The organism is Allocoprococcus similis, assembly GCF_054660775.1.
On the sequence record NZ_BAAHSG010000040.1, the window covers coordinates 1 to 21,903 of the forward strand.

A 21,903-nucleotide genomic window follows, 5' to 3' on the forward strand; every position below is an offset into this window, starting at 1 on the left:
TATGAGGGTAGCATATCACAGCATCCGGATCCTTTTCTTTCATCATTTATTTACTTAATAATCTTCTTCGGACATTTCTCCGCACATTTTCCACAGTTTGTACATTTTTCCGGATCAATGTGTGCGATATTATCTACTACATGTACTGCATCAGACTCACATACTTTTTCACACATCTTACAACCGATACATCCTACGGAACATACGCTCATAACGTCTTTTCCTTTATCTTTTGAGCTGCACTGTACGAGATGCTTCTGTTCATAAGGTACAAGCTCGATCAGATGTTTTGGACAGGTAGCGATACATTTACCGCAGGCTTTACATGCTTCTTTGTCTACGACTGCAATTCCGTCTACGATATGGATTGCATCGAACGGACATGCTTTGACACAGCTTCCGAATCCAAGGCATCCAAAGGAACATCCTTTTGATCCGCCATTCTGCATCATGGCTGCCATCTGGCAATCTGTGATTCCTGTATAGTCATATGCCTGTTTTGCTTTTTCACAGGTTCCGGCACATTTTACAAATGCAACTTCGTGTACGCTTTCACCGGCTTCTTCGCCCATGATCGCTGCGATTTTTGCTGCTACCGGAGCACCGCCGACCGGACACTGTCCGACCGGAGCTTCTCCTTTTGCGATGGCTGCTGCAAGACCGGAACATCCGGCATATCCACATCCACCACAGTTGTTGCCCGGAAGCTCAGCGAGAATCGCTTCTTCTTTTTCATCTACTTCAACTGCAAATTTCTTGCCTGCAATTCCAAGGAAGACACCGATGAATACGCCGGTACCGCCTACGATAAGTGCAGCAATCAATACTCCTGTTATACTCATAACACGGTCCTCCTTCTGTTAAATGATTCCTGAGAATCCAAAGAACGCGATGGACATCAGTGCTGCAGTAAGCAGTACGATCGGGGTTCCCTGGAAAGACTCACTGATATCGTTGTATTCGATCTTCTCACGGATACCAGCCATGATTACGATCGCGATCGTAAATCCGACTGCTGTGGAGAATCCGTATACAACACCTTCAAGGATGTTATATCCTTTTGTTACACAGTTCAGTGATACACCAAGTACTGCACAGTTTGTTGTGATCAGCGGAAGATATACACCCAGTGCATTATAAAGCGGAGGCATAACCTTCTTGAGGAACATCTCTACAAACTGAACGAGTGCTGCGATGACCAGGATAAATACGATGGTCTGCAGATACTCAAATCCTGCAGGGTGTAAGATAAACTGGTAGATCGCACCAGTAATAAAAGATGCAATCGTGATAACGAAAACAACTGCGCCGCCCATGCCGGCTGCTGTCTCAATTTTCTTAGAAACGCCAAGGAAAGGACAGATACCGAGGAACTGGCTGAGTACGACGTTGTTAACAAGCGCCGAACCAACTGCTATAATAAGTAATTCTTTCATCTCTTATCTCCCTCCTATTCCTTTTCCTGACCTGTCGGGAATACGTGTCCGTCGCATCCGCCACATGAAGCGCATCCGCCTTCGCAGCATCCCTGTGCTTTGACAACTTTCTTGCCTTTTGCTTCCAGTCTCTTCATGATCTTGTTACGTGCAGCCACAAGGAATGCAAGTACAAGGAATGCACCAGGAGCAAGGATGAAAATTGTAACAGGTTCGTAGATATCCGGCATAATCTGAAGACCGAATACTTTTCCGGAACCGATCAGCTCTCTGACGATACCGATGCAGGTAAGACCAAAGGTAAATCCAAGTCCCATACCGATACCATCGAAGATAGACGGAAGAACCGGGTTCTTTGATGCGTATGCTTCTGCACGTCCGAGGATGATACAGTTTACTACGATCAGAGGAATATATACACCAAGTGATGCATAAAGTCCAGGTACAAAACCTTCCATAAGGAACTGTACCACGGTAACGAGTGTTGCTACGACTACGATGAATGCCGGCATACGAACAGAATCCGGAATGATCTTACGCAGCAGGGAAATCAAAAGGTTTGAGAAGATCAGTACCACTGTGGTAGAAAGTCCCATACCAATACCGTTGATTGCGGATGTTGTAACCGCCAGTGTCGGACACATACCAAGCATCATAACAAAGGTCGGATTTTCTTTTACAAGACCGTTATACAATCTTTCTGTACATTTATTCATTTCCACTACCTCCTAACGCTGTCTGGTAATATCCAAGTGCTGTGTTGACAGCTCCTGTGACTGCACGGGAAGTGATGGTTGCACCACTTAAAGCATCGATCGGCTGTCCGTCTCCGCCATCTTTGGATACATAGAATTTTTCAGCCTGCTGTCCTGCAAACTGATTATAGAAGTTCGGTTCTTTCGCACGCATACCAAGACCTGCTGTCTCGCTGATGGAAAGGAAAGAAATACCATTGAACGTACCGTCAGCCATGATACCAACTGTGATCTGGATATCTCCGCCGTAACCGTCTTTGTCTGTTACTGTTATAACATAACCAGCTTCGCTTCCATCCATAACAGCAGAATAGACTTCATCTACTGTTGCATTCGTTCCCATCTTTTTGATTGCTTCTTTTGCAGCTTTCTGATCTACGTCCATTGCTTCGAAGGAATCAGCTTCCGGATAAACTGCCTGGCAGGCTTCCTGTTTCTGCTTTGCCTGTGTCTGGGCGATCGGATCTTTTGTTACTTCATAAGCTGCTCCGAGCACCAGACCGGATACTACTGTGATCGCTGCAAGGATCAGTGTATTTTTGATAATCTTATTCATTATTTTTCTCCTCCTTTACCGAAAGGTTTTGGAAGAGTAACTCTCTCGATCAGCGGTACAAGAAGGTTACTGAAGATGATCGCATAAGATACACCTTCTGCTGAACCACCGAACAGACGGAAAAGACCTGTCAGACATCCAAGAAGGATACCGTATACGATCTGTCCCTTTTTCGTGATCGGGGAAGTTACATAATCGGTTGCCATAAACCATGCTCCAAGCATCAGACCACCACCACAGAGCTCTGCTGTCATGTACTGAACATTGAAGAATCCGACTCCGTCTACGAATCCACCGAAGATTCCGATGAAAAGTGCAAATGTCACAATATATGTACCAGGGATACGAAGATCAATGATTCCTTTGAGGATCAGGATGATCGCACCGATCACGATTGCGATAACGGATGTCTCACCAATAGTTCCGGCAATATTTCCGATCAGCATGTCCATGCTGTTCACACCGTCAAGTGCTGCGTTTCCTGCTTCGATATTGGCACGGATCGTTGCAAGTGGAGTTGCACCGGATACGCCGTCATATACGAAGCTTGTCATTCTTCCTGTAAAGGAAATAAGAAGGAAACATCTTGCTCCGAGCGCCGGGTTCATGAAATTCTGTCCCAGTCCACCGAAGAGCTGCTTTACAACCAGGATTGCAAATACACTTCCGATGATTCCCATCCAGATTGGGGCTGTCGGCGGAAGGTTGAGTGCAAGCAGAAGTCCTGTAACTGCAGCACTGTAATCCTTGATCGTAATCTTTTTATGCATCAGTTTTTCGTAAATGTACTCCGTAAGAACTGCTGCAGCTGTTGTCACAATAACAAGCAGCCATGCATGTGTGTCACGGAAGTTGTAAATTCCAAAGAAAGTTGCCGGTAACAGAGCGATGATAACCCACAGCATGATATTGCCGGTTGTCTCTTTAGAACGAATATGTGGTGAAGATGATACTTTTAACTGTTCACTCACTTTTGTTCACCTCTTCCTCTCTATTCTATTTTTTCTTTTTGTTGGCAAGTGCGGTTTTTCTCATAGATCCGATTGCCTGCTTCAGCTGTCTCTTAGCCGGGCATACATAACTGCAGGATCCGCATTCTACACATTCAAGACCATTGAACTTAAGGAACGCTTCTTCATCGTGGCGCTCTGCAAAATCAGCCAGTCTTGACGGAATAATGCGGCTTGGACAGGCGTCAACACACCGTCCGCAGTTGATACATGCTGTCGGTTCACAGGCTGATACTTCATCCTTTGACATACACAGAATAGATGAAGATGTCTTGGTGACCGGTGTATCTGTTGTGTACATCGCAAATCCCATCATCGGTCCACCGGAAATCACTTTTTCACAGCCTTCTTTGAGTCCGCCGGCTGCTTCGATCAGTTCATTCTGGTTGGTTCCGAAAAGTACTTTGTAGTTCCCTGGATTTACAACGCCATCTCCTGTTACGGTAACAACTCGTTCCATAGACGGAATGCCTTTTACAACTGCATTGTAAACGCTGATGATCGTCTCTACGTTATCTACTACGCATCCTGCGTCTGCCGGAAGCATCGTAGAATTGATCGCACGTCCCGTATTTGCAAAAATCAGCTGACGTTCTGCCCCCTGCGGGTACTTAGTCATCATCTCTCTGACCTCCATACGAGGCTCGTCCTTGGTCAGCTCTTTTAATTTTGCAATACAGTCCGGTTTGTTGTCTTCAATCGCAAATAAACCTTTCGCATTATCAAAAAGCTTCAGGATCACACGCATACCTTCTACCAGAAGCTCCGGATTCTCCAGCATTCTTCTGTAATCGGCAGTAATGTATGGTTCACACTCTGCACAGTTTGCAATGATATAATCAATTTTGTCTGGCTCTTTTGGTGAAAGCTTCACTCTGGTAGGAAAACCTGCTCCACCCATACCTACTATACCAGCCTCTCCAATGATATTCAGAATCTCTTCTTTTGTCAGTTCAGAAAGAGGTTTTGGCTGTGGATATTCTACTTCTTCATACTGACCGTCATTTGCAATGATAATACTGTTCACTTTAGAGCCTGTCGGATTCACACGTGGTTCAATTGCTTTTACAGTACCTGATACGGATGCATAGATCGGTGCAGACACGAAGCCCCCCGCTTCGGCAATTTTCTGCCCTTTAAGCACATGGTCACCTTTTGCTACTACTGGCTTAGCTGGTGCTCCGATATGCTGGGATAACGGGTATACAAGATCACCCTGTGGCAGAAGCTCTACGATTGCTTTGTCTTTTGCAAGACTTTTTCCGTCGTTTGGATGAACTCCGCCTTTAAATGTCAAAAGTCCCATTTTGATATCCTTCCTTCCTGTTTTCTCTCTTATAAATATACTAAAATAAATCCTACAATTCCAGTAACTTTCGTCATTTTATTGTATATTTTCCAGTACATCTTGTCGTTTTTTTAACACAATAGTCTCTTTACGAAAAAAAGAGAGGCTACTACGACCTCTCTTTGTGAATTTTCTGACTATTCGGTAAAATTTTTCATCTTACTTATCGAGATCACTTATGGATCCGAAAACTTTTTTAGCTGTAGTTAGTTATGTCTATCAGTTTTTTCAAACAAAAGATAGAGACTTCAATCAGCCTCTATCCTTGTATATCTTGTTTAATTATTCTTCAGTTTCTTCCTGAGCTTCTGCATTTTCAAGTGCTTTCATGCTAAGGCTGATCTTCTTGTCAGCTTCGTTAAGATCTACGATCTTAGCTGTGATCTCCTGACCTACAGAAAGTACGTCTGAAGGTTTTTCAACATGTGCTCTTGAGATCTGTGATACATGAAGAAGTGCATCTACTCCAGGAGCAAGTTCTACGAATGCACCAAAGTCTGTCATTCTTGCAACTTTTCCTGTTACAACTGTGCCTACAGCATACTTCTCAGTTGCGTTAGCCCATGGATTTGACTCCGGGAATTTTAAGCTGAGTGCAACTTTTGTATCATGGATATCCTTAACAAGGACTTTGAGAGTTTCACCAACTGTGAATACTTTCTTCGGATTGTCAACTCTTCCCCATGACATCTCAGAGATATGAAGAAGTCCGTCTACTCCGCCGAGATCGATAAATGCGCCGAAATCTGTTACGTTCTTAACTGTTCCTTCGATCACATCACCGACTTTAAGTTTAGCGAAGAGTTCTTTCTGCTTTTCTGCTCTTTCAGCAACAAGAAGCTGTCTTCTGTCACCGATGATACGGTTTCTTCTTGGATTGAATTCGCTGATAACAAATTCGATCTCCTGATCTTTGTACTTAGAAAGGTCTTTTTCGTAAGTATCTGATACAAGACTTGCCGGGATGAATACTCTTGCTTCATCTACAACAACGCTTAATCCACCGCCAAGGATCTGAGTAACCGGTGCTTTCAGGACTTCTTTGTTCTCAAATGCTTCTTTTAATCTTTCATTACCTTTTTCTGCAACAAGTCTCTTATATGTAAGAAGAACCTGTCCTTCTCCATCATTGACTTTCAGTACTTTAACAGTCATTGGATCGCCAACAGAAACAACAGTTGTAAGATCTACACTGTTATCATTGGTATACTCACTTCTGGTGATGATACCGTCTGCTTTGTATCCTATATTTAAGATAATTTCGTCTGGCTTAACATCAATTACAGTACCATCTACGACCTCTCCATTATGAATTGTTTTAAATGACTCGTCTAACATTTGTTCAAAAGTTAATTCTGACATTATTTTGAACCTCCTCAATTATATTGTTGGGCGTGGATGCCCCTGCTGTAATACCTACTGTTTCCACGGACCTTAATTGATTCATATCAAAATCGTCAAGTGTCTGTATATAGTACGTATTGTGACATTCCCTGCTGCATATTTCATACAGTTTCTGGGTGTTGGAACTATGTTTGTCTCCGATTACAATCATAGCATCCACCTCTTTTGCAATGCTCCTTGCTTCTGTCTGACGCTCTCTGGTCGCATTACAAATCGTATTTAAAACACTTATATCATAACCCTTTTCCGAAATAATTTCAACTAAATCTTTGAATTTATTGTAATTAAATGTCGTCTGAGACACAATACAAATTCTTTCGGATGTAGTATTTTCAAATTTTTCAGCTTCTTCTGCATTTTTTATAACGGTTACATTTCCTTCTGCCCAGCCCCGGATTCCTTCAACCTCAGGGTGATCCGGATTACCAATGATGATGATCCGGCTGCCTTTTTTACTTTCTTCGGCAACAATTTTATGGATCCTTTTCACAAACGGACAGGTTGCATCTACATATTCGATGCCTTTTTCATCCATCAGGTCACAGATTCTCTTTGGAACACCATGAGAGCGGATGATCACCAGCCCTTCTTCCAGACCTTTCAGTTCTTCCTCACTGCGCAGGACTTTTACGCCATGTGCTTCCATGTCCTTTACAACCTCTTCATTATGGATGATCGGACCATAAGTATAGATCTGTTTTCCCATCTGTTTTTTGACCTGCTCATATACTGTATCGACAGCGCGTTTTACGCCAAAGCAGAATCCGGCACTTTTTGCGCGTATTACTTCCATCTTTAGGTTCCTCCTGTTGTTTTTATTTTTCTGATAAGTGATTCTTTTTACATACCTAGAAATTTGAAACATGCATAGCGCAGATTCATCCGCGTCTTCAGATTACATTTTTCGCCCGGAACAGTTAGTTTTTTTATGAACCGGTTCAGTGTACGTTTCTCATATTCTTCCAGTTCTTCCTCTCCATAGATCGTTTTTTCAAGGAGCTCGCACACCCGACAGTACTCACCCCTCCGGAGTGTTCCTGTCTTTTCAGCAATCTTTCTGTCTGTTTCTTCTGTATTCCATCCAAGATGCGCTTCTATTCCCCAGAGTCCGAGATATCCGCGGATGATCAGCTCTGCCCTCCGCACCTGTTCTTCTCCGGCTGTCCGGTCATATTCCTTCTTCATCAGCCAGGCGGCCAATACGCGCACCGCTTCTGCCAGCGCAAAAATAATAACCAGGAGCATCAGGAAAACAGCCACAATTCCAAGCAGGATCCGCATGGTTTTTTTCGCAACCCGAAAATTTTCCTGTTTCTCAGAAGCCGTGCCGTTTTCACCGGTCAGCTGATTCGCTTCAAAAGAATTATTATTCACAGATGCAGTTTTCCGTACCATATCCGGCGTTCCTACCATCTGCTGTAACGCCACCGCCTCATAATAGTATCCCGGCGTCACATCTACCGGGAGCCAGCCGATTCCGTCAAAATACACCTCTGCCCAGGCATGTGCGTCTTTACCGCTAAGCAAAGCAGGTGCATCCTGACTGTCCGCAACCGTATTTCCCGACAGATAATAGCCTTCTACATATCTTGCCGGAATTCCATGCAGACGAAGTGCTTCTACTGCTGTCGTGGCATAGAGCATTGCATTTCCCTGATGAGAGCCGTTCAGAAAATACCGGACCGGATCTGCTCCTTCCGGAACTGCCGCAGGCGCATCTGTGTACTGTACCTTTTCCTTCAGAATCTCCCTGATATGTGAAAGTGCACTGTAAATCCCGTCATTTTCTGTTTCATAATCTTTCCAGAATACTTCGTCTATCAAATCTGCCAGATCAGCTTCTGCCTTTGTATAATTGTCATATACAAACTGCCGGTATACGGATTCTGCCTCACAGTATTCTTTCTGTGCATCCGTCTGCGGATCAGACACCCAGCCGTCTGCTACCATAAGCTCAGATGGCCTGGAACCCGAGACTTCCTCGATCTCATATCCTTTTCCGGCGATAAAGCCACGGCTTACATATCTGATATCCTTTTTCTCTTTTAGTCTTCCATCGGTTACTTCCTTTATGCTGGACGGAAGATATACATAATATCTGGATGCATCCTCAATCTTGTACCGGACGCGGTTACTTTCCGGAGCATTTTCGTCCTCTCCGAGCTCATAATACGTTGCCACCTGTGTCTGCGGATCGAAATGCTTCTGTTTCAGCCACCTCAGCATTCCTGCATTTTCTCCGCCATATGCAGAATCTTCTGTCTCTTTCCAGACTCCACCTTCATAGACACTTCCGACAAATCCACGCAGATACATGGATTTTTCCTGCTCCGACTGTACCTCCAGCATGACGGCTTCGCTTTCTTTTAGTTTTGCAGCTTTTCCCAGATCTCCCTTAGGAAGGCTGTCCTTTCCATAACGGATCTCATGAACCGCCTGCTTTGTGTTTTCACGCAGCTGACGGATGGATTCCACCTCACCATTTGGGATAAATACTGCCCCTGCAAACAAAAGTGCCCCTATTCCAATGATCCACCGCAGACACGTCCGTGTTACCATTGTTCCCGCATCAGACATGTTCATACCAAGAAGCGCAATGATCAGAAAACTGCTGGTTATCGGATCAAAAGTATCACCGGCCACTTCAACCGCGATCAGCAAGGTACAGAAGAAGATTCCCGCCAGATGCGAATGGCTTTCTGTCAGCTTAAATACAGCCTGTCCAAGAAGAAGTGCCGCCAAAAGCGAGACAACCAGAATCTCTTTTTTTGTGGCACTTGCTACAAAAACCGCAGTCCCACCATTATGTGCAAAATTCCATCTGGTGCTCATAAGATCGAGCCATTCCTTTGCGCCGTTCAGGCACCGGACCGGCGTTCCCCAGATCAGCAGTATCAGCCACGGAAGCTGGTCGGCTATCCATGCAAATGCGTATCGTCTCTGAAGCCATTTTCCCAGAATGCAGATCAGTATTCCGACAACTGCCATTCCTCCTGTCATCCAGACAGACGGTGCCAGATCTCCCCAGCTTTTCTGAAGAACAGATACTCCGCCGAGCAACAATATACAGGCAAGAAAAGCTGTCCATCCTGCAATCTTATATAAAGTTTTTCCCTCATCCGATTCTACTCTCTGAACGGGAATCTCTTTCATTTTCTCTTTCATCTTCTGTACATCCTTAACATCGTATCCGGTAAGTTTCCTGATTATCAATTCCTGCCGGTATTTCTATGATCTCGCATCCATTTCCACTCTCTGCATTTACGTACCCGGCCGCTGCTGATATGTGAAGGACCGTAATTCCGATCCGTTCATTCAGACCACTTAAATTCTGCTGGTACTCTCCTGCAGTCAGGATCAGAAGTCTTGTAAAATACTGTTCCAGTCGTTCCATCATAAAACACTGCAGCCCGTCACCGCTTTTCGGCGCAACCGGACACGCAAGCCACAGGGCAAGGATTCTCTGTAATTCCCGGCGGTCTTTGATTTCACAGATCTGAAGTCCACTCACCGATGGAAGTGCCATGCAAAAAGCTACTCTTTTTTCGATCAGTCTTTGCCCGATTGATGCCCCTACTGCAACTGCCGCATTTATTACATTTTCCGACTGTTCTTCTTTCATAAAATCCTGCCCGAAATCCGGCAGCAAAACAACATTGTAATGGGAAGGATCACTCGCCTCCCGCAGGATCAGATTCTCTGTCTTGCTTGAAAGCTTCCAGTGAATAGAACGGATATCATCTCCAGGCACATATTCCCTGATATCATAGATCTCGCTCAGATCATTTCCTTTCCGGTTCTGCATCATCCCTTCACTTTTCGGTGCTCCGATCGTAGCCTGCGAAAGCTCTACCTGCAAATTTACTTTTCTCGGATAAATGACCGTCCGGATTTCTCCAAACAGATTCGCCCTGACCTGAAAAAGCTTCAGCAGATCACGTACCCAGATCTCTTTACAGGTAAGCCGGATTTCACCGCACAGTCTGCATGCAAGTGGTATTTTGTAATGATTCTTTTCTCCTTTTAACCGCAACAGAAGCTTTCTCTCCCAGGTCCTGCCGAACATTTCATTCTTTTCACAAACAGTTATCATCAGATATCCTGCCGTCCGTATCTTCTTCGCCGCGAAGACATCTATAGTGAAAAAGTTTTCTTTTCCTTCCTGTGCTCCGGATGGTGCACTTGCGGAAATCTTTAAATTCGTCACATCATGTCTTGTAAAAACGCCCATTGCCACTGCAAGCAGAAACAGAACAATCAATACTCCAAGCAGATACGGCTTTCCGGAAATCACCAGCATGATCATTACTGCTGCGAAAAAAAGGATGTATCCCAACCGATTTTTCCACATGTTTCTACCTCTCTGTCCTTGTCGGCGGCTTGATCACAGCCATAATATCCTGCAGAAGCTTCCGTGCGCTGACACCTTCTACCTGCGCCTGTGGTCTAAGTACAAGACGATGGGCACAGACATCACAGAACACATTCTGAACATCTTCCGGAATCACATAATTCCGTTCCCTGAGTACTGCATTTGCACGTGCCATTTTTATGAGTGCAGCCACACCTCGTGGAGAAATCCCAAGTTCTACAAGTGGGTGCTCTCTGGTCTCTTCGCACAGCCTGATCGCATAGGCAAGCACGGTATCCTTTACTTTGATCGATGTCAGGTAATTCTGAACTTCCAGTACATTCTGTGCACTTGCCACCGTCTTCACATCCTGAAGCGGGTTGTGGTATCTCTGTGCATTGATGATCTTCATCTGATTTTCCAGGCTCGGATAACCAATGGACAGGCAGACCATAAAACGGTCCAGCTGTGATTCCGGCAGTGGCTGGGTTCCTGCAAAACCAAGCGGGTTCTGCGTCGCAATACAGATGAAAGGTTCCGGTAGTGCGAAGGTCTGTCCGTCAATACTGATCGTATGTTCTTCCATGACTTCCAGAAGCGCTGACTGTGTCTTCGGTGAGGTACGGTTGATTTCATCCGCCAGAAGCAGCTGGCAGTTTGCCGCACCCTCCCGGTATTCGAACTGATTGGTCTCTCTGTTAAACATATTAAAACCGGTAATGTCTGACGGCAGTGTATCGGTTGTAAACTGGATACGTTTATTGCTAAGTCCAATCACTTTCGAGAACGCCAGTGCAAGCGTTGTCTTCCCCACTCCCGGGCAGTCCTCAAGCAGTACATGACCACCGGCATAGATGGTCATAAGTACTTTTTCTACAATGTCATTCTTTCCGATAAATGCTTTATTTACTTCAGCAATAATCTCTTTTGACTGTTCAACGATCATTTTTCTTCTGTATCCTCCTCATTTTCCTCTGCCTTCATCTCTTCCTTATCTGCAGGTTCTTCTTCCTGCTCCTGATCCGGCTCTATTTCTTCATTTGCAGATCCGTCCCCGTTGTTCCGGTCTGCTGATGCATCTTCTTTTTTCTCCGAATCTGCATTGTCTTCTCCGGAAATATTTTCTTCTGTCTTACCAGTTACGGAAATATCCGATTCTACAGCATCTGACGCTGGATCTGCTGCCACTTCCGGTTCCTTCTGATCAGTCTTTTCTTCATCTTCCTGCTCTTCCGCTTCCGGCAGATGAAGCATTTTGCGAAGCTGTTTTTCCACAGGCTTCAGCCTTTTGTTGATCTCTTTTTCTACTTCTTCATCAGACGGTTCCGTTCCGTCTGCCGAAAGTTCCTTATAAACAGCAGCCTTCATATGGATTTCATCTTCATATCCTGCCATCGGATATTTCCAGGCTTCCAGATACTCTGACTTGCTTTCTTCATCAAGCATAACCAGACTGATCTTATCATAATCCACGCCAAAATCAAACGGCGTTCCCTCTGTCAGTCCGAGAAGCTTTGGTGGTGTACTGCCCCAGAAGATAATTGAAAGGCTGTCACTTTCAACACCTTCAAAAGCATTTTCATAAATTCCAATTAATGACGCATCAATCCAGACATTTCGCAGATTTTTACATCTTTTAAATGCTCCTTCTCCGATATAATCCAGTGTCCATCCACTTGGAAGTCCTATCTCATCTCCCCAGAGAAGTGCATAATCGATATCACTGGATGCACCGATCAGTGTAATATTTCCATTTTTATCCACACGATACGGGTAAAATTCTGTTGGATCCACTGCTTCTGCCATTCCCATCATTTTTCGTATCCGGTTTTCATGTTTCAGGACAACCGCCTCAACAAATTCGTCAACCTCTTCCTCGTCAGGTACCCTGCCGGTATCCCAGTCGGTCAACGCACTTTCCAGATCACTCCAAAGACACTGGTACGCACTCTGACCGTCAAAGTCATAATAACCGGCAAACAAATATCTCCATTTCTTGATATAGTTCACGGCGGCAGTCTCCGGAATCTGGACAGACAGCTTTTCCGTCTCTTCTTCTTCCGTCCAGCTATAGTTAAACTGAAAATCGCTGTTTCCAAAAATGCATAATGCGATTGGTGTATAACTGTTAAAAACGATTCTTTCCAGGCTGTCACATCCGGTAAATGTACCTGCTGCCATCGTTGTTGTCCAGTTAAACTCGACGGTTTTCAGTGCACTGTCTTCTTCAAATATGAACTGCCCCAGATAAGTCTGATCCGCAGCTATCCGTACACTGGTAATATTCGGGCAGTATGCCAGTGCTTCAGTAAGCAGATAGAACAGATTGTCTCCATAAAGCTTCAGATCTCCCGCAAGATCTGAACGATAAAATGCGCCATCATCCAGTGCAAAACATTTTGTCAGCTCTTCCCAGTTAACGGTATATTTTCCTGTCTCCGACGTCGTATTCGCCATCGCATACTGGAAAATCTCCACAGTTGTCAGTGGAAGGGCCACTTTCTCATCCACCGTTTTTCCTGACCTTATTCCGAGCCACAATCCCTGTTCGGCATTCGTTCCGTACAGCATCATCGTTCCACCGATTTCTGTCATTGCATATCCGGTTACATTGGATTCTACTGTAAAATTCTGGCAGTAGCCTTCATAACCATCCGAGTTAGTCGGTATGTAGAAAGAAGAAAATCTGTCACTTCCTGCACCGTGTTCTTCAGAATACAGAACTGCATATCCATCCTCCATCATCCCATGCATCGCATTGGATGCCGCAAATCGAAGAGCTGTACATCCATCCAGTGCCTGATTGCCAATCGTAACCGTATCCTGCTGATCGATCAGCAGACCTTCCATAGAACTGCAGTTTGCAAATGCCCGGTAGCCGATCGTATCCGTTTCTTTTGGAAGTTCCACCCACTTCAAATCGTCACAATCTGCAAATGCCTGAGCACCGATTTCATGGATAGCTATCGGTTCTCCGCTTTCAGATGTCACGGTTCCATCATAATACGTGATCCCTTCCGGCGCCGAAATCAGTGTATTCCTTTTCGTTCTATTGATCTTTGTGCTGCAATAGGCGTATCCTTCTTTTGAAGTTTCAAGAAGTTCTACACTAATATGGTCTGCTTCCTCAAGCTTTCCAATCTCGGCCTGCATCTTTTCATGCTGCTTCTTGGTATAACACAGGATTCTTTCCAGACTGCTTCCGGTAAAGCAACCTTTTTCCAGTTTCACTACATTTCCATTCTCCGGCATGATTAGTATACTTGCTTTACCTGCATTTTTAAATGCACCTTCCTGTATTCCTCTGATTTTTTTCGCCAGTTTGATACTGGTTCCGGACTGTGTCACTCTCCGGACCCATCCGTTATTATCTACGATCATATCATTTTCCAGGGTATACGTTGTGTCCTCATCCTGTTCCGATGCGATACTGTTCCCGGTAGTCCCATTAAAATATTTGCTTTCCTTCTGCAAAAACTCATTCAACAGATCTTCCTTCACGATTACTTTGCAGTTTTTAAGATTTGCATAATCAATCTCCGGGAAATCTTCTATTGTGGACGCATCGATCCGAATAGTCTTAAGCCTGTTTACTTTTGGAAGCACTACTTTTTTAACCGTATCCGGAATCTCAATCTGCTTAACCTTACTCGGGATTCCGATCATCTCTGTTTTTGCTTTATTCATCAGGACTCCGTCATCCGAAGCACTGTAAAACAGATTATCTTTGCTGACTTCATAACCATCCTCAACCTCAAGCCCACTATTTGTCATTTCAATATAAAGAACAGTCGATGGAATGCTGAGTTTGTCTACTTTCAGAGAAGTATCCTCGTCAATCCGGATTGCCTGAATATATTCCGGTACATCCAGTGTCTTGTAGGATCCTCCGCCCTTATAATTTTTCAGTGTCTGTAAATAAGACAGATTTGAATACTGGTTGCCAACCTGATAATCATCCGACATCCATACATACTCGATCTTCACTATATAATCACCGGAAAGCGGGACCATATCTGCCGGTTCCAGAATATGCCTGCCGGCGGTTACTTTATAATACCATGGAACCAGTTTTCCGTCCTCCGTCCATCCGGGTGAAAGCTCTGTCAGTGCATTCTGCCCGCGGAAAAGATCATCAATATATCCAAACAGATTGATGATCGTTCCCTCCTCCTGAAACTGTCCATCCATATTCAGAAGCTTACTTGTATCAATCGTTGCATTTTCTTTCTTGATCTGCTCCTTCAATACAAACAGGCGGTTATTTGCCGGCACATAATCCACAATACGCTCAACCCATTTTTCGCCGGACACAGACAGACGATAAGACGCCCTGATCTTCATCTGTCCCGTTTCCAGTCCCTTTGGTATCGCGACAGGAAATCCACTCTGCCAGCTTATACCGCCGTCAAAAGACACAGCATCGATCCGCACATAGCGGTTCAGTGCATCTGCTCCCCACAGATAGAATTTTTTATCGCTTCCCTGTACATAGGTCATCAGCGCATTGAAAATCGTTTTCTGATCAACCAACTGTCCTTCATACAGCATTTCGTCTGTATATCCATACGGCTGCTCAATAATTACACTGTCATTATCTCCGTCTTCTTTTGTATCTTTATTCGGAGTCATATCTTCTGTATAAGGCTTGTTCCAGTCCTTTTCTCCCCAGGCGCTTCCAGGGGTATACTTTCCATTTTTCGGATCTTTTGCTGTATCAGATGGTCTGGTTGTATTGCCCGTATCTGGTGTTGGCTGATCTCCCGGATTCGGAAGCAGGGCATCAGATGTGCCGTTTCCACCGTTGTTTCCCGATGTATTTCCATTTGTTCCGGTGTTCTGACCGCCTGTTCCGATCACTGTATCACCTTTTTCACCATTACCTGATACATCGTAGACCTTATCCGGCAGTACGTTGTCGTTCAGCTGTGCCCGGTTCCTGTCATCGCTGATAACCCCCACCGTACTTTCAGTATTCTCCGCCATCTGCGTATTTTCAAACAGATAATCTGCATTCTCATTCAGCTGAGGGCTCTGCTCATTTTGCGAATCTTTATCCTTCTGCCACAGTTCACTCTCATCATTATTCTTCTGCTGATCCTTTCCCGTGGTATCTTTATTATCGGAAAAAACGACCTGATTGACCTGCAGGTTCCTGTCAGACGCTTTGGGCTTAAAGCCAACTCCCGCCTGATAAGCAGCTACCGATGCTACCGCCCCGGCTGTCAGCACAGGAATTGCGGTTACTATCAGTCTTTTTTTTCCTATTCTTCTCTTTCTCATCTGCTGCACCGCTCTTTCTCTCTGAGAATCGCCCCTACATTCTTCTGAAGTGCTTCAAAATCTACCGGTTTCGCATAATGTCCGTTCATTCCGCTTTCAAGAGACTTTCTCTCATCCTCAACAAAAGCATCTGCGGAAAGTGCAAAAATCAGGATTTCTCCTGCATCTTTTCTCGGCAGCCTTCGGATCGCCTTTGCGGCGTCTCGTCCGTTCATCACCGGCATCTGTACATCCATCAAAATGAAATCGTAATAATTTTCCGGCTTCTCGTCAAACATTTCAACAGCCCTCTGTCCGTTCTCTGCCACATCGATTCCGGCTCCCATCTGTCCCAGAATTTCCCGGGCAACCATTGCATTGATCTCATTATCCTCTGCCACAAGGATCCGTCTGCCGCGGAACACTTCAATTTCTTCCGATTCTGCCTCTTCGGCGGTATTTTCTTTTTCAATCTGCTCTGCCGGTACCGTTCCTTCTGCAACCGGAAGGTGTAAAAACACAGAAAAATCCGATCCCTCTCCTGGTATACTTTTTACCACGATCTCTCCATTCATCAACTTGACAAGCTGATCCGTGATCGCCATTCCAAGACCAGTTCCGCCATATTTTCTGGTGGTATCTGCACCTTCCTGTTCGAACGGTCTGAAAATACGGTTGATAAATTCCGGATCCATTCCGATTCCGGTATCATGTACCCGGATCATCAGATCTGCATTTCCATCCTGAAGAAACATCTGCCGGAAGGTTACGATGATCTCTCCTTCCTGTGTAAATTTTACTGCATTCGACAGAAAGTTGATGATGATCTGGCTGATACGCAACTCATCTCCAATCACATAATCTATTGTCATATCTTCAAAATTTACTTCGTAATTGATTCCCCTGCTCTCCAGGTTCTTTGCAAACATATCATACAGTTTATTCCCCAGACTTCTGAGGCTGAATGCTTTTTCTTCCAGTTCTACCTTACCGGCTTCGATACGGGACATATCCAGGATATCATTGATCAGGGATAACAGATGACCGGACAGTTCTTCTACTCTGGTCAGATATTGGGCTGCCGGGTGGCTGGCATCCAGTTTTTCCTGTGCCAGGGTCAGCATACCCATAATTCCGTTCATCGGAGTACGGATCTCATGCGACATCTGGTACAAAAAGCTGGTTTTTGACTGGCTTGCTTCTTCTGCCTGCTCCAGTTCTTTTTCATATGCTTCTATCTGCTTATGCATTCCTGTTGTACGGACGAAACTGATCAGATCATGCCTGCCATCCTTGCAACCATATACAGCTACACGGATCCACTGTCCATCCTTCATCTGGATCTCTGCATACAGTGGTTTCTCTCTGTCCCAGCTACGATAGCTTTTCCAGAACCGTTTTACTGCTGCATCATTTTTCATTTTACTGCGAATGGATGTAATATCATCCTGCACCTGTAAAAGACTGACACCAAGAAGTCCTTCCAGATCTCCGGTTCCATAAACCGGCATCATATCTTTGTGTCGCACAACCATATAGCCTTCATCCTGGCTTCTTCCGATCTCATACAGAAAAAGCTGTTCTGCGGATCTGGTATCCGGTTTTTTCTCTTTTCTGAATTTTCTGGCTATCCCCGTACTTATCAGTGCCACTGCAGCCGCAATCTCCGCGCATCCGATCACAACAATTTCCATGTGTGATCCCAGCATAGATATTAGTTCTGTTATCTGTCCCATATCATTCTCCCTTTTTCTCTTTTACGGAGAGACATTTATCATTACAAAAAAGCATAGTATTTTTTGCAAATTATCTCGAAATTAACATAACATATTTTCGCAATGTATTCAAGAAAACATGGAAGAAATATCGAGCTGAAAAAGGGGCACGAAAAAAAGTGCGTAACAGAATTTTCCGTTACGCACTTCGTTACTTCTCTTACCAGTATCTTCTATACCAGTGGTATGCATAATTAACACTTGTATAACATACGACCTCGCCCGGCTGCGGTGCATGAATCATCTGTCCGCCACCTGCGTAGATTCCCACATGTCCTCCGTAACATACAACATCACCCGGCTGTGGGTCTGACACTGCCTGTCCGCCACTTCCCTGACTGTATGAGTTACGTGTAATTGGAATACCACATGCCTGATGTGCCAGGTATACAAGACCTGAACAGTCAACACCACTTCCTGAAGTACCGCCCCATACATAAGGAACTCCAAGGTATGCTGCTGCTGCACTTAAAATAGCACTTCCGTTGCCATATGTACTTCCACCGTTATCACTACTGCTGTTATTATTACTTGTATCCGGAGTCACTGCCGGGGTACTTGGGGTACTTGGGGTACTCGGTGTACTAGGTGTAACGGTTGTGTTGTTATTACTATCGTTATTTGTTGTATTATTTGCAGTCTGTGAACCGCTGTTGCTTGTCGATGCAACGGTCGAATTTGACTTTGTTGACTCAGCTGCTTTTGCTGCCTTTGCAGCTTCTTCTGCCTGTCTCTTTGCTTCAGCTGCTGCTACAGCTGCCTGAAGCTGTTCATCCAGATCTGCGACTTCTTCTTTCTTAGATTCCAGCGTATTACTCAGCGTCGTCTGCTCTGCTTCATAATCAGACTGCATAGATTCCAGATTCGCCTGATCTTCTTCAAGCTGTGCTTTCAGATCTGCAATCTGCTGTTTGGTATCAATGTATTCCTGAAGCTGCTTTCTGTCATAACTATGTACATTCTGAACATACTCTGCTTTGTTAAGCAAATCCGAGAAATTCTCAGCACTGATCAGAGTCTCAATCGCAGTCGAGTTGCCTTCTTCATACATATACTTGATACGCTTCTTCATATCTTCGTACTGCTGATGTTCTTTTTCTTCGGCAACCGTAAGATCATCCTGTGCCTGCGTGATCTGCTGACCTGTTGACACCAGTTCATCTTCCAGCTTACTCATTTTTTCAATTAGTGTCTGCAATTCTGACTGAAGAGAATTCACTTCGCTCTGTGCTGCATTTTTACTATTCTGCAGATTGCTGACATCATCTGCAAATACTGGTGTAACTACCATTGAACTTGCAAGAATAGATGCCACAAATACATGTTTAAATTTTCTCATAATCACCCATCCTATGTTTTTTTACTAATTATTTTCCTAACCCTGTGCTCGATTATATACCATTTTCCTAATTTTTGCAATACAATTTAACATTTTTGTAACATTACGTCCCATAAAAGTTTCTTTTTGGAAGGTGAAAGTGGAAACAGGGGAGGGTGAGGTCAGGGAACGTGAGACGCTGCGCTGTCGCTGGGATTATGGTAACTGCTTTTAAACACTTAATCGCAGAAGAATTGAGAATTGCTTGCGCAGCACTTATTTCTTATGCTAAACTAGCTTCATAATTCAACCACTTTATAATATTAAGTAAGAAAGAAGGATTCCACTATGAATTTCAAATTCAACCACAATAACTTAAATGTACGTGACCTTGAAAAATCAATTCAATTCTACAAAGATGCACTCGGACTCACCGTAGTCCGCGAAAAAGATGCTGCCGACGGAAGCTTTAAGCTCGTCTACCTCGGTGATGGAAGCTCCGCTCATCAGCTCGAGCTCACCTGGCTTCGCGATATGGACCGCCCATACGACCTCGGCGACAATGAAATCCACCTCGCCTTTACCGTAGACGACATGGATGCCGCCCTGGCACACCATAAAGAAATGAACTGTGTCTGTTTCGAAAATGAGTCCATGGGCATCTATTTCATCGAAGACCCGGACGGCTACTGGTTAGAAATCGTACCTGAGAAATAAATCTCCCACACATTTTCAGCAGAGGATTCCCGCTTTCCGCCCGAATCCCCTGCTATTTTTTTATTCCTCTTTATTCTAATCCCAATTCTTTTTTCGCCAGCCACATACCAGCGCCCTTTATCACAAACAAATCAAACACATCTAAATCCCCTCAGAAATCTATATCTTATAAAACACAATCCCTACCTTGCTCAAAAAATCTTCCGTCAAACAGCCACTGGGTGGTGGGATTAGCAGATGTGAAAAGGAAAGAGACCGGGGATAGCGGATGAACTGTGTTTCCCAAAACACAGTTCAAGGGATTCTGAGGTGAGAAATCATCAAGATTTCTCATCGAATAATCCCGATTCCGTTATCAACGGTCTCTTTCCTTTTCTTACATCTGCTTTTCCGCCACCCACAGCGCCGGAACCACTTCCTGCACCTCGCGGCGGGCGTCCCCCTTCATAAACCAAACACCACTACTGTACCGACAGATTCGTATACCCCATCAGATCCAGATCTATCTGCTGTGCCGCTTCTCTTCCTTCCCGGATTGCCCACACAACCAGCGACTGTCCTCTGTGCATATCTCCTGCCGTAAATATATTCGGCACATTCGTTTTATACTCACCCGGTGCTGTCTTCACATTCGTACGCTCATTGACTTCCACACCGAATGCCTTTGTCACATAATCCTCGCTTCCGAGGAACCCCGCTGCGATCAGCACCAGTTCTGCATTTACCGTATACTCACTTCCTGCGACCTCTGCCATCATCATACGTCCGGTCTTTTCATCCTTCTTGCTTTCCAGTTTCACAAGTACCACCTTGCAAAGATTTCCATTCTTATCTTTGACAAATTCCTTTACCGTTGTCTGATAAACCCTCGGATCATGTCCCCAAAGAGCAATTGCTTCCTGCTGACCATAGTCTGTCTTGCAGACTCTCGGCCACTCCGGCCATGGATTCATAGCGCTTCTCTCATCCGGAAGCTTCGGCATCATTTCCAACTGAAGAACGGATTTTGCGCCATGACGGATTGACGTTCCCACACAGTCATTTCCCGTATCGCCGCCACCGATGACAATTACATTTTTGCCCTTTGCAGAAATATATTCGCCTTCTTTCAGCTGCATCTCATTTTTCCAGAGACATTTCGTAGTTGATTTCAGAAAATCTACTGCAAAGTAGATTCCTTTTGCATCTCTTCCAGGTGCTTTTATATCACGCGGATGGGATGCACCGCAGCAAAGCACCACCCGGTCAAATTCTTTCAGAAGCTCTGCGGATTTCTTATCTTTTCCAATATTGCAGCCAGTTTCAAAACGGATGCCTTCTTCTTCCATTACTGCAAGTTTCCGGTCGATGAACTGTTTTTCCAGCTTCATATTCGGGATTCCATAGCGGAGAAGTCCACCCGGCTTATCTTCCCGCTCAAATACTGTCACCAGATGTCCTCGTTTATTTAACTGATCTGCGACTGCGAGACCTGAAGGTCCGGAACCGATTACCGCTATCTTTTTGCCGGTACGCGCTTTCGGCGGACATGCTTTTGCATATCCCTTTTCGTAAGCATTTTCAATAATCCCATATTCATTTGCTTTAGTCGTCACCGGGCTTCCGTGCAGGTTACAGGTACATGCCGCCTCGCAAAGCCCCGGGCATACCCTGGAAGTAAATTCCGGGAAATTGTTTGTCTTTTTCAGCCGGTAATATGCTTCTTCCCAGTTGCCGTGATAAATCAGGTCATTCCACTCCGGCACCAGATTGTGCAGAGGACAGCCGCTTGCCATCCCTGCGATCATCTGACCTGCCTGACAGAACGGGACGCCGCATGCCATACATCTGGCGCCCTGTATTTCCTGCTCTTCTTTTGACAGAGGCGTGTGGAATTCCCGGAAATGCTTAATTCTCTCTTTTGGAGATTCGCACTCGGCATCGCGTCTGTCATAATCCATAAATCCTGTTGCTTTTCCCACGTTTTCCGCC

General features: G+C 44.8%; 16 protein-coding genes. 1 reads left to right on the forward strand and 15 read right to left on the reverse strand.

Translation table 11 applies throughout. The features are described 5' to 3' along the window. Positions 1 to 50: 50 nt before the first annotated feature. The 14 genes from ACYQ5K_RS14445 to ACYQ5K_RS14510 all read right to left on the reverse strand — a co-directional run bounded on the left by ACYQ5K_RS14445 (position 51) and on the right by ACYQ5K_RS14510 (position 19,236). On the reverse strand, positions 51 to 842 hold the full coding sequence (locus tag ACYQ5K_RS14445; RefSeq protein WP_173687798.1) for an RnfABCDGE type electron transport complex subunit B: 792 nt from the start codon (positions 840 to 842) through the stop codon (positions 51 to 53). Positions 843 to 860: 18 nt separating this feature from the next. Next, complete coding sequence (locus ACYQ5K_RS14450) at positions 861 to 1,436, reverse strand: electron transport complex protein RnfA (RefSeq protein ID WP_055155598.1); 576 nt, start codon at positions 1,434 to 1,436, stop codon at positions 861 to 863. 14 nt (positions 1,437 to 1,450) lie between these two features. After that, positions 1,451 to 2,152 carry an electron transport complex subunit RsxE gene (gene rsxE / locus ACYQ5K_RS14455; RefSeq protein WP_195231650.1) on the reverse strand — a complete coding sequence of 234 codons (702 nt, stop codon included), beginning with the start codon at positions 2,150 to 2,152 and terminating at the stop codon, positions 1,451 to 1,453. Beyond that, complete coding sequence (locus ACYQ5K_RS14460; protein ID WP_459777818.1) at positions 2,145 to 2,747, reverse strand: RnfABCDGE type electron transport complex subunit G; 603 nt, start codon at positions 2,745 to 2,747, stop codon at positions 2,145 to 2,147. Before ACYQ5K_RS14460 ends, rsxE begins: the two co-directional genes overlap by 8 nt. Continuing rightward, on the reverse strand, positions 2,747 to 3,718 hold the full coding sequence (locus ACYQ5K_RS14465; RefSeq protein ID WP_173687795.1) for an RnfABCDGE type electron transport complex subunit D: 972 nt from the start codon (positions 3,716 to 3,718) through the stop codon (positions 2,747 to 2,749). Before ACYQ5K_RS14465 ends, ACYQ5K_RS14460 begins: the two co-directional genes overlap by 1 nt. 25 nt (positions 3,719 to 3,743) lie before the next feature. Continuing rightward, positions 3,744 to 5,063 carry an electron transport complex subunit RsxC gene (rsxC, locus tag ACYQ5K_RS14470; RefSeq protein ID WP_173687794.1) on the reverse strand — a complete coding sequence of 440 codons (1,320 nt, stop codon included), beginning with the start codon at positions 5,061 to 5,063 and terminating at the stop codon, positions 3,744 to 3,746. A 324-nt stretch (positions 5,064 to 5,387) separates the two neighbouring features. Then, complete coding sequence (gene rpsA, locus ACYQ5K_RS14475; RefSeq protein WP_173687793.1) at positions 5,388 to 6,467, reverse strand: 30S ribosomal protein S1; 1,080 nt, start codon at positions 6,465 to 6,467, stop codon at positions 5,388 to 5,390. Continuing rightward, complete coding sequence (ispH, locus tag ACYQ5K_RS14480; RefSeq protein WP_173687792.1) at positions 6,448 to 7,302, reverse strand: 4-hydroxy-3-methylbut-2-enyl diphosphate reductase; 855 nt, start codon at positions 7,300 to 7,302, stop codon at positions 6,448 to 6,450. Before ispH ends, rpsA begins: the two co-directional genes overlap by 20 nt. 47 nt (positions 7,303 to 7,349) lie before the next feature. After that, a complete protein-coding gene (locus ACYQ5K_RS14485) occupies positions 7,350 to 9,674 on the reverse strand; it encodes a transglutaminase-like domain-containing protein (RefSeq protein WP_173687791.1) in 2,325 nt (774 codons plus the stop codon). 13 nt (positions 9,675 to 9,687) lie between these two features. Further along, positions 9,688 to 10,860, reverse strand: coding sequence for a DUF58 domain-containing protein (locus ACYQ5K_RS14490; protein WP_173687790.1), 1,173 nt, complete (start codon positions 10,858 to 10,860; stop codon positions 9,688 to 9,690). Positions 10,861 to 10,864: 4 nt separating this feature from the next. Further along, positions 10,865 to 11,806 (reverse strand): AAA family ATPase, encoded by a 942-nt coding sequence (locus ACYQ5K_RS14495; RefSeq protein WP_173687789.1) that lies wholly within the window; start codon positions 11,804 to 11,806, stop codon positions 10,865 to 10,867. Next, entirely contained in the window at positions 11,803 to 16,143 is a 4,341-nt protein-coding gene (locus ACYQ5K_RS14500; protein ID WP_173687788.1) for a leucine-rich repeat protein, read from the reverse strand. The genes ACYQ5K_RS14495 and ACYQ5K_RS14500 overlap by 4 nt, the downstream gene beginning before the upstream one ends. Next, positions 16,140 to 17,858: an ATP-binding protein gene (locus tag ACYQ5K_RS14505; protein ID WP_173687787.1), complete on the reverse strand. Its 1,719-nt coding sequence runs from the start codon at positions 17,856 to 17,858 to the stop codon at positions 16,140 to 16,142. Before ACYQ5K_RS14505 ends, ACYQ5K_RS14500 begins: the two co-directional genes overlap by 4 nt. 199 nt (positions 17,859 to 18,057) lie before the next feature. Continuing rightward, positions 18,058 to 19,236, reverse strand: coding sequence for a C40 family peptidase (locus ACYQ5K_RS14510; protein WP_178025722.1), 1,179 nt, complete (start codon positions 19,234 to 19,236; stop codon positions 18,058 to 18,060). Positions 19,237 to 19,563: 327 nt separating this feature from the next. Between ACYQ5K_RS14510 and ACYQ5K_RS14515 the strand changes: the two genes are divergently transcribed. After that, complete coding sequence (locus ACYQ5K_RS14515) at positions 19,564 to 19,932, forward strand: VOC family protein (protein ID WP_173687785.1); 369 nt, start codon at positions 19,564 to 19,566, stop codon at positions 19,930 to 19,932. Positions 19,933 to 20,393: 461 nt separating this feature from the next. On the opposite strand, the gene ACYQ5K_RS14520 is transcribed toward ACYQ5K_RS14515, so the two are convergent. Beyond that, positions 20,394 to 21,893 (reverse strand): glutamate synthase subunit beta, encoded by a 1,500-nt coding sequence (locus tag ACYQ5K_RS14520; protein WP_173687784.1) that lies wholly within the window; start codon positions 21,891 to 21,893, stop codon positions 20,394 to 20,396. Between the last annotated feature and the right edge of the window lie 10 nt (positions 21,894 to 21,903).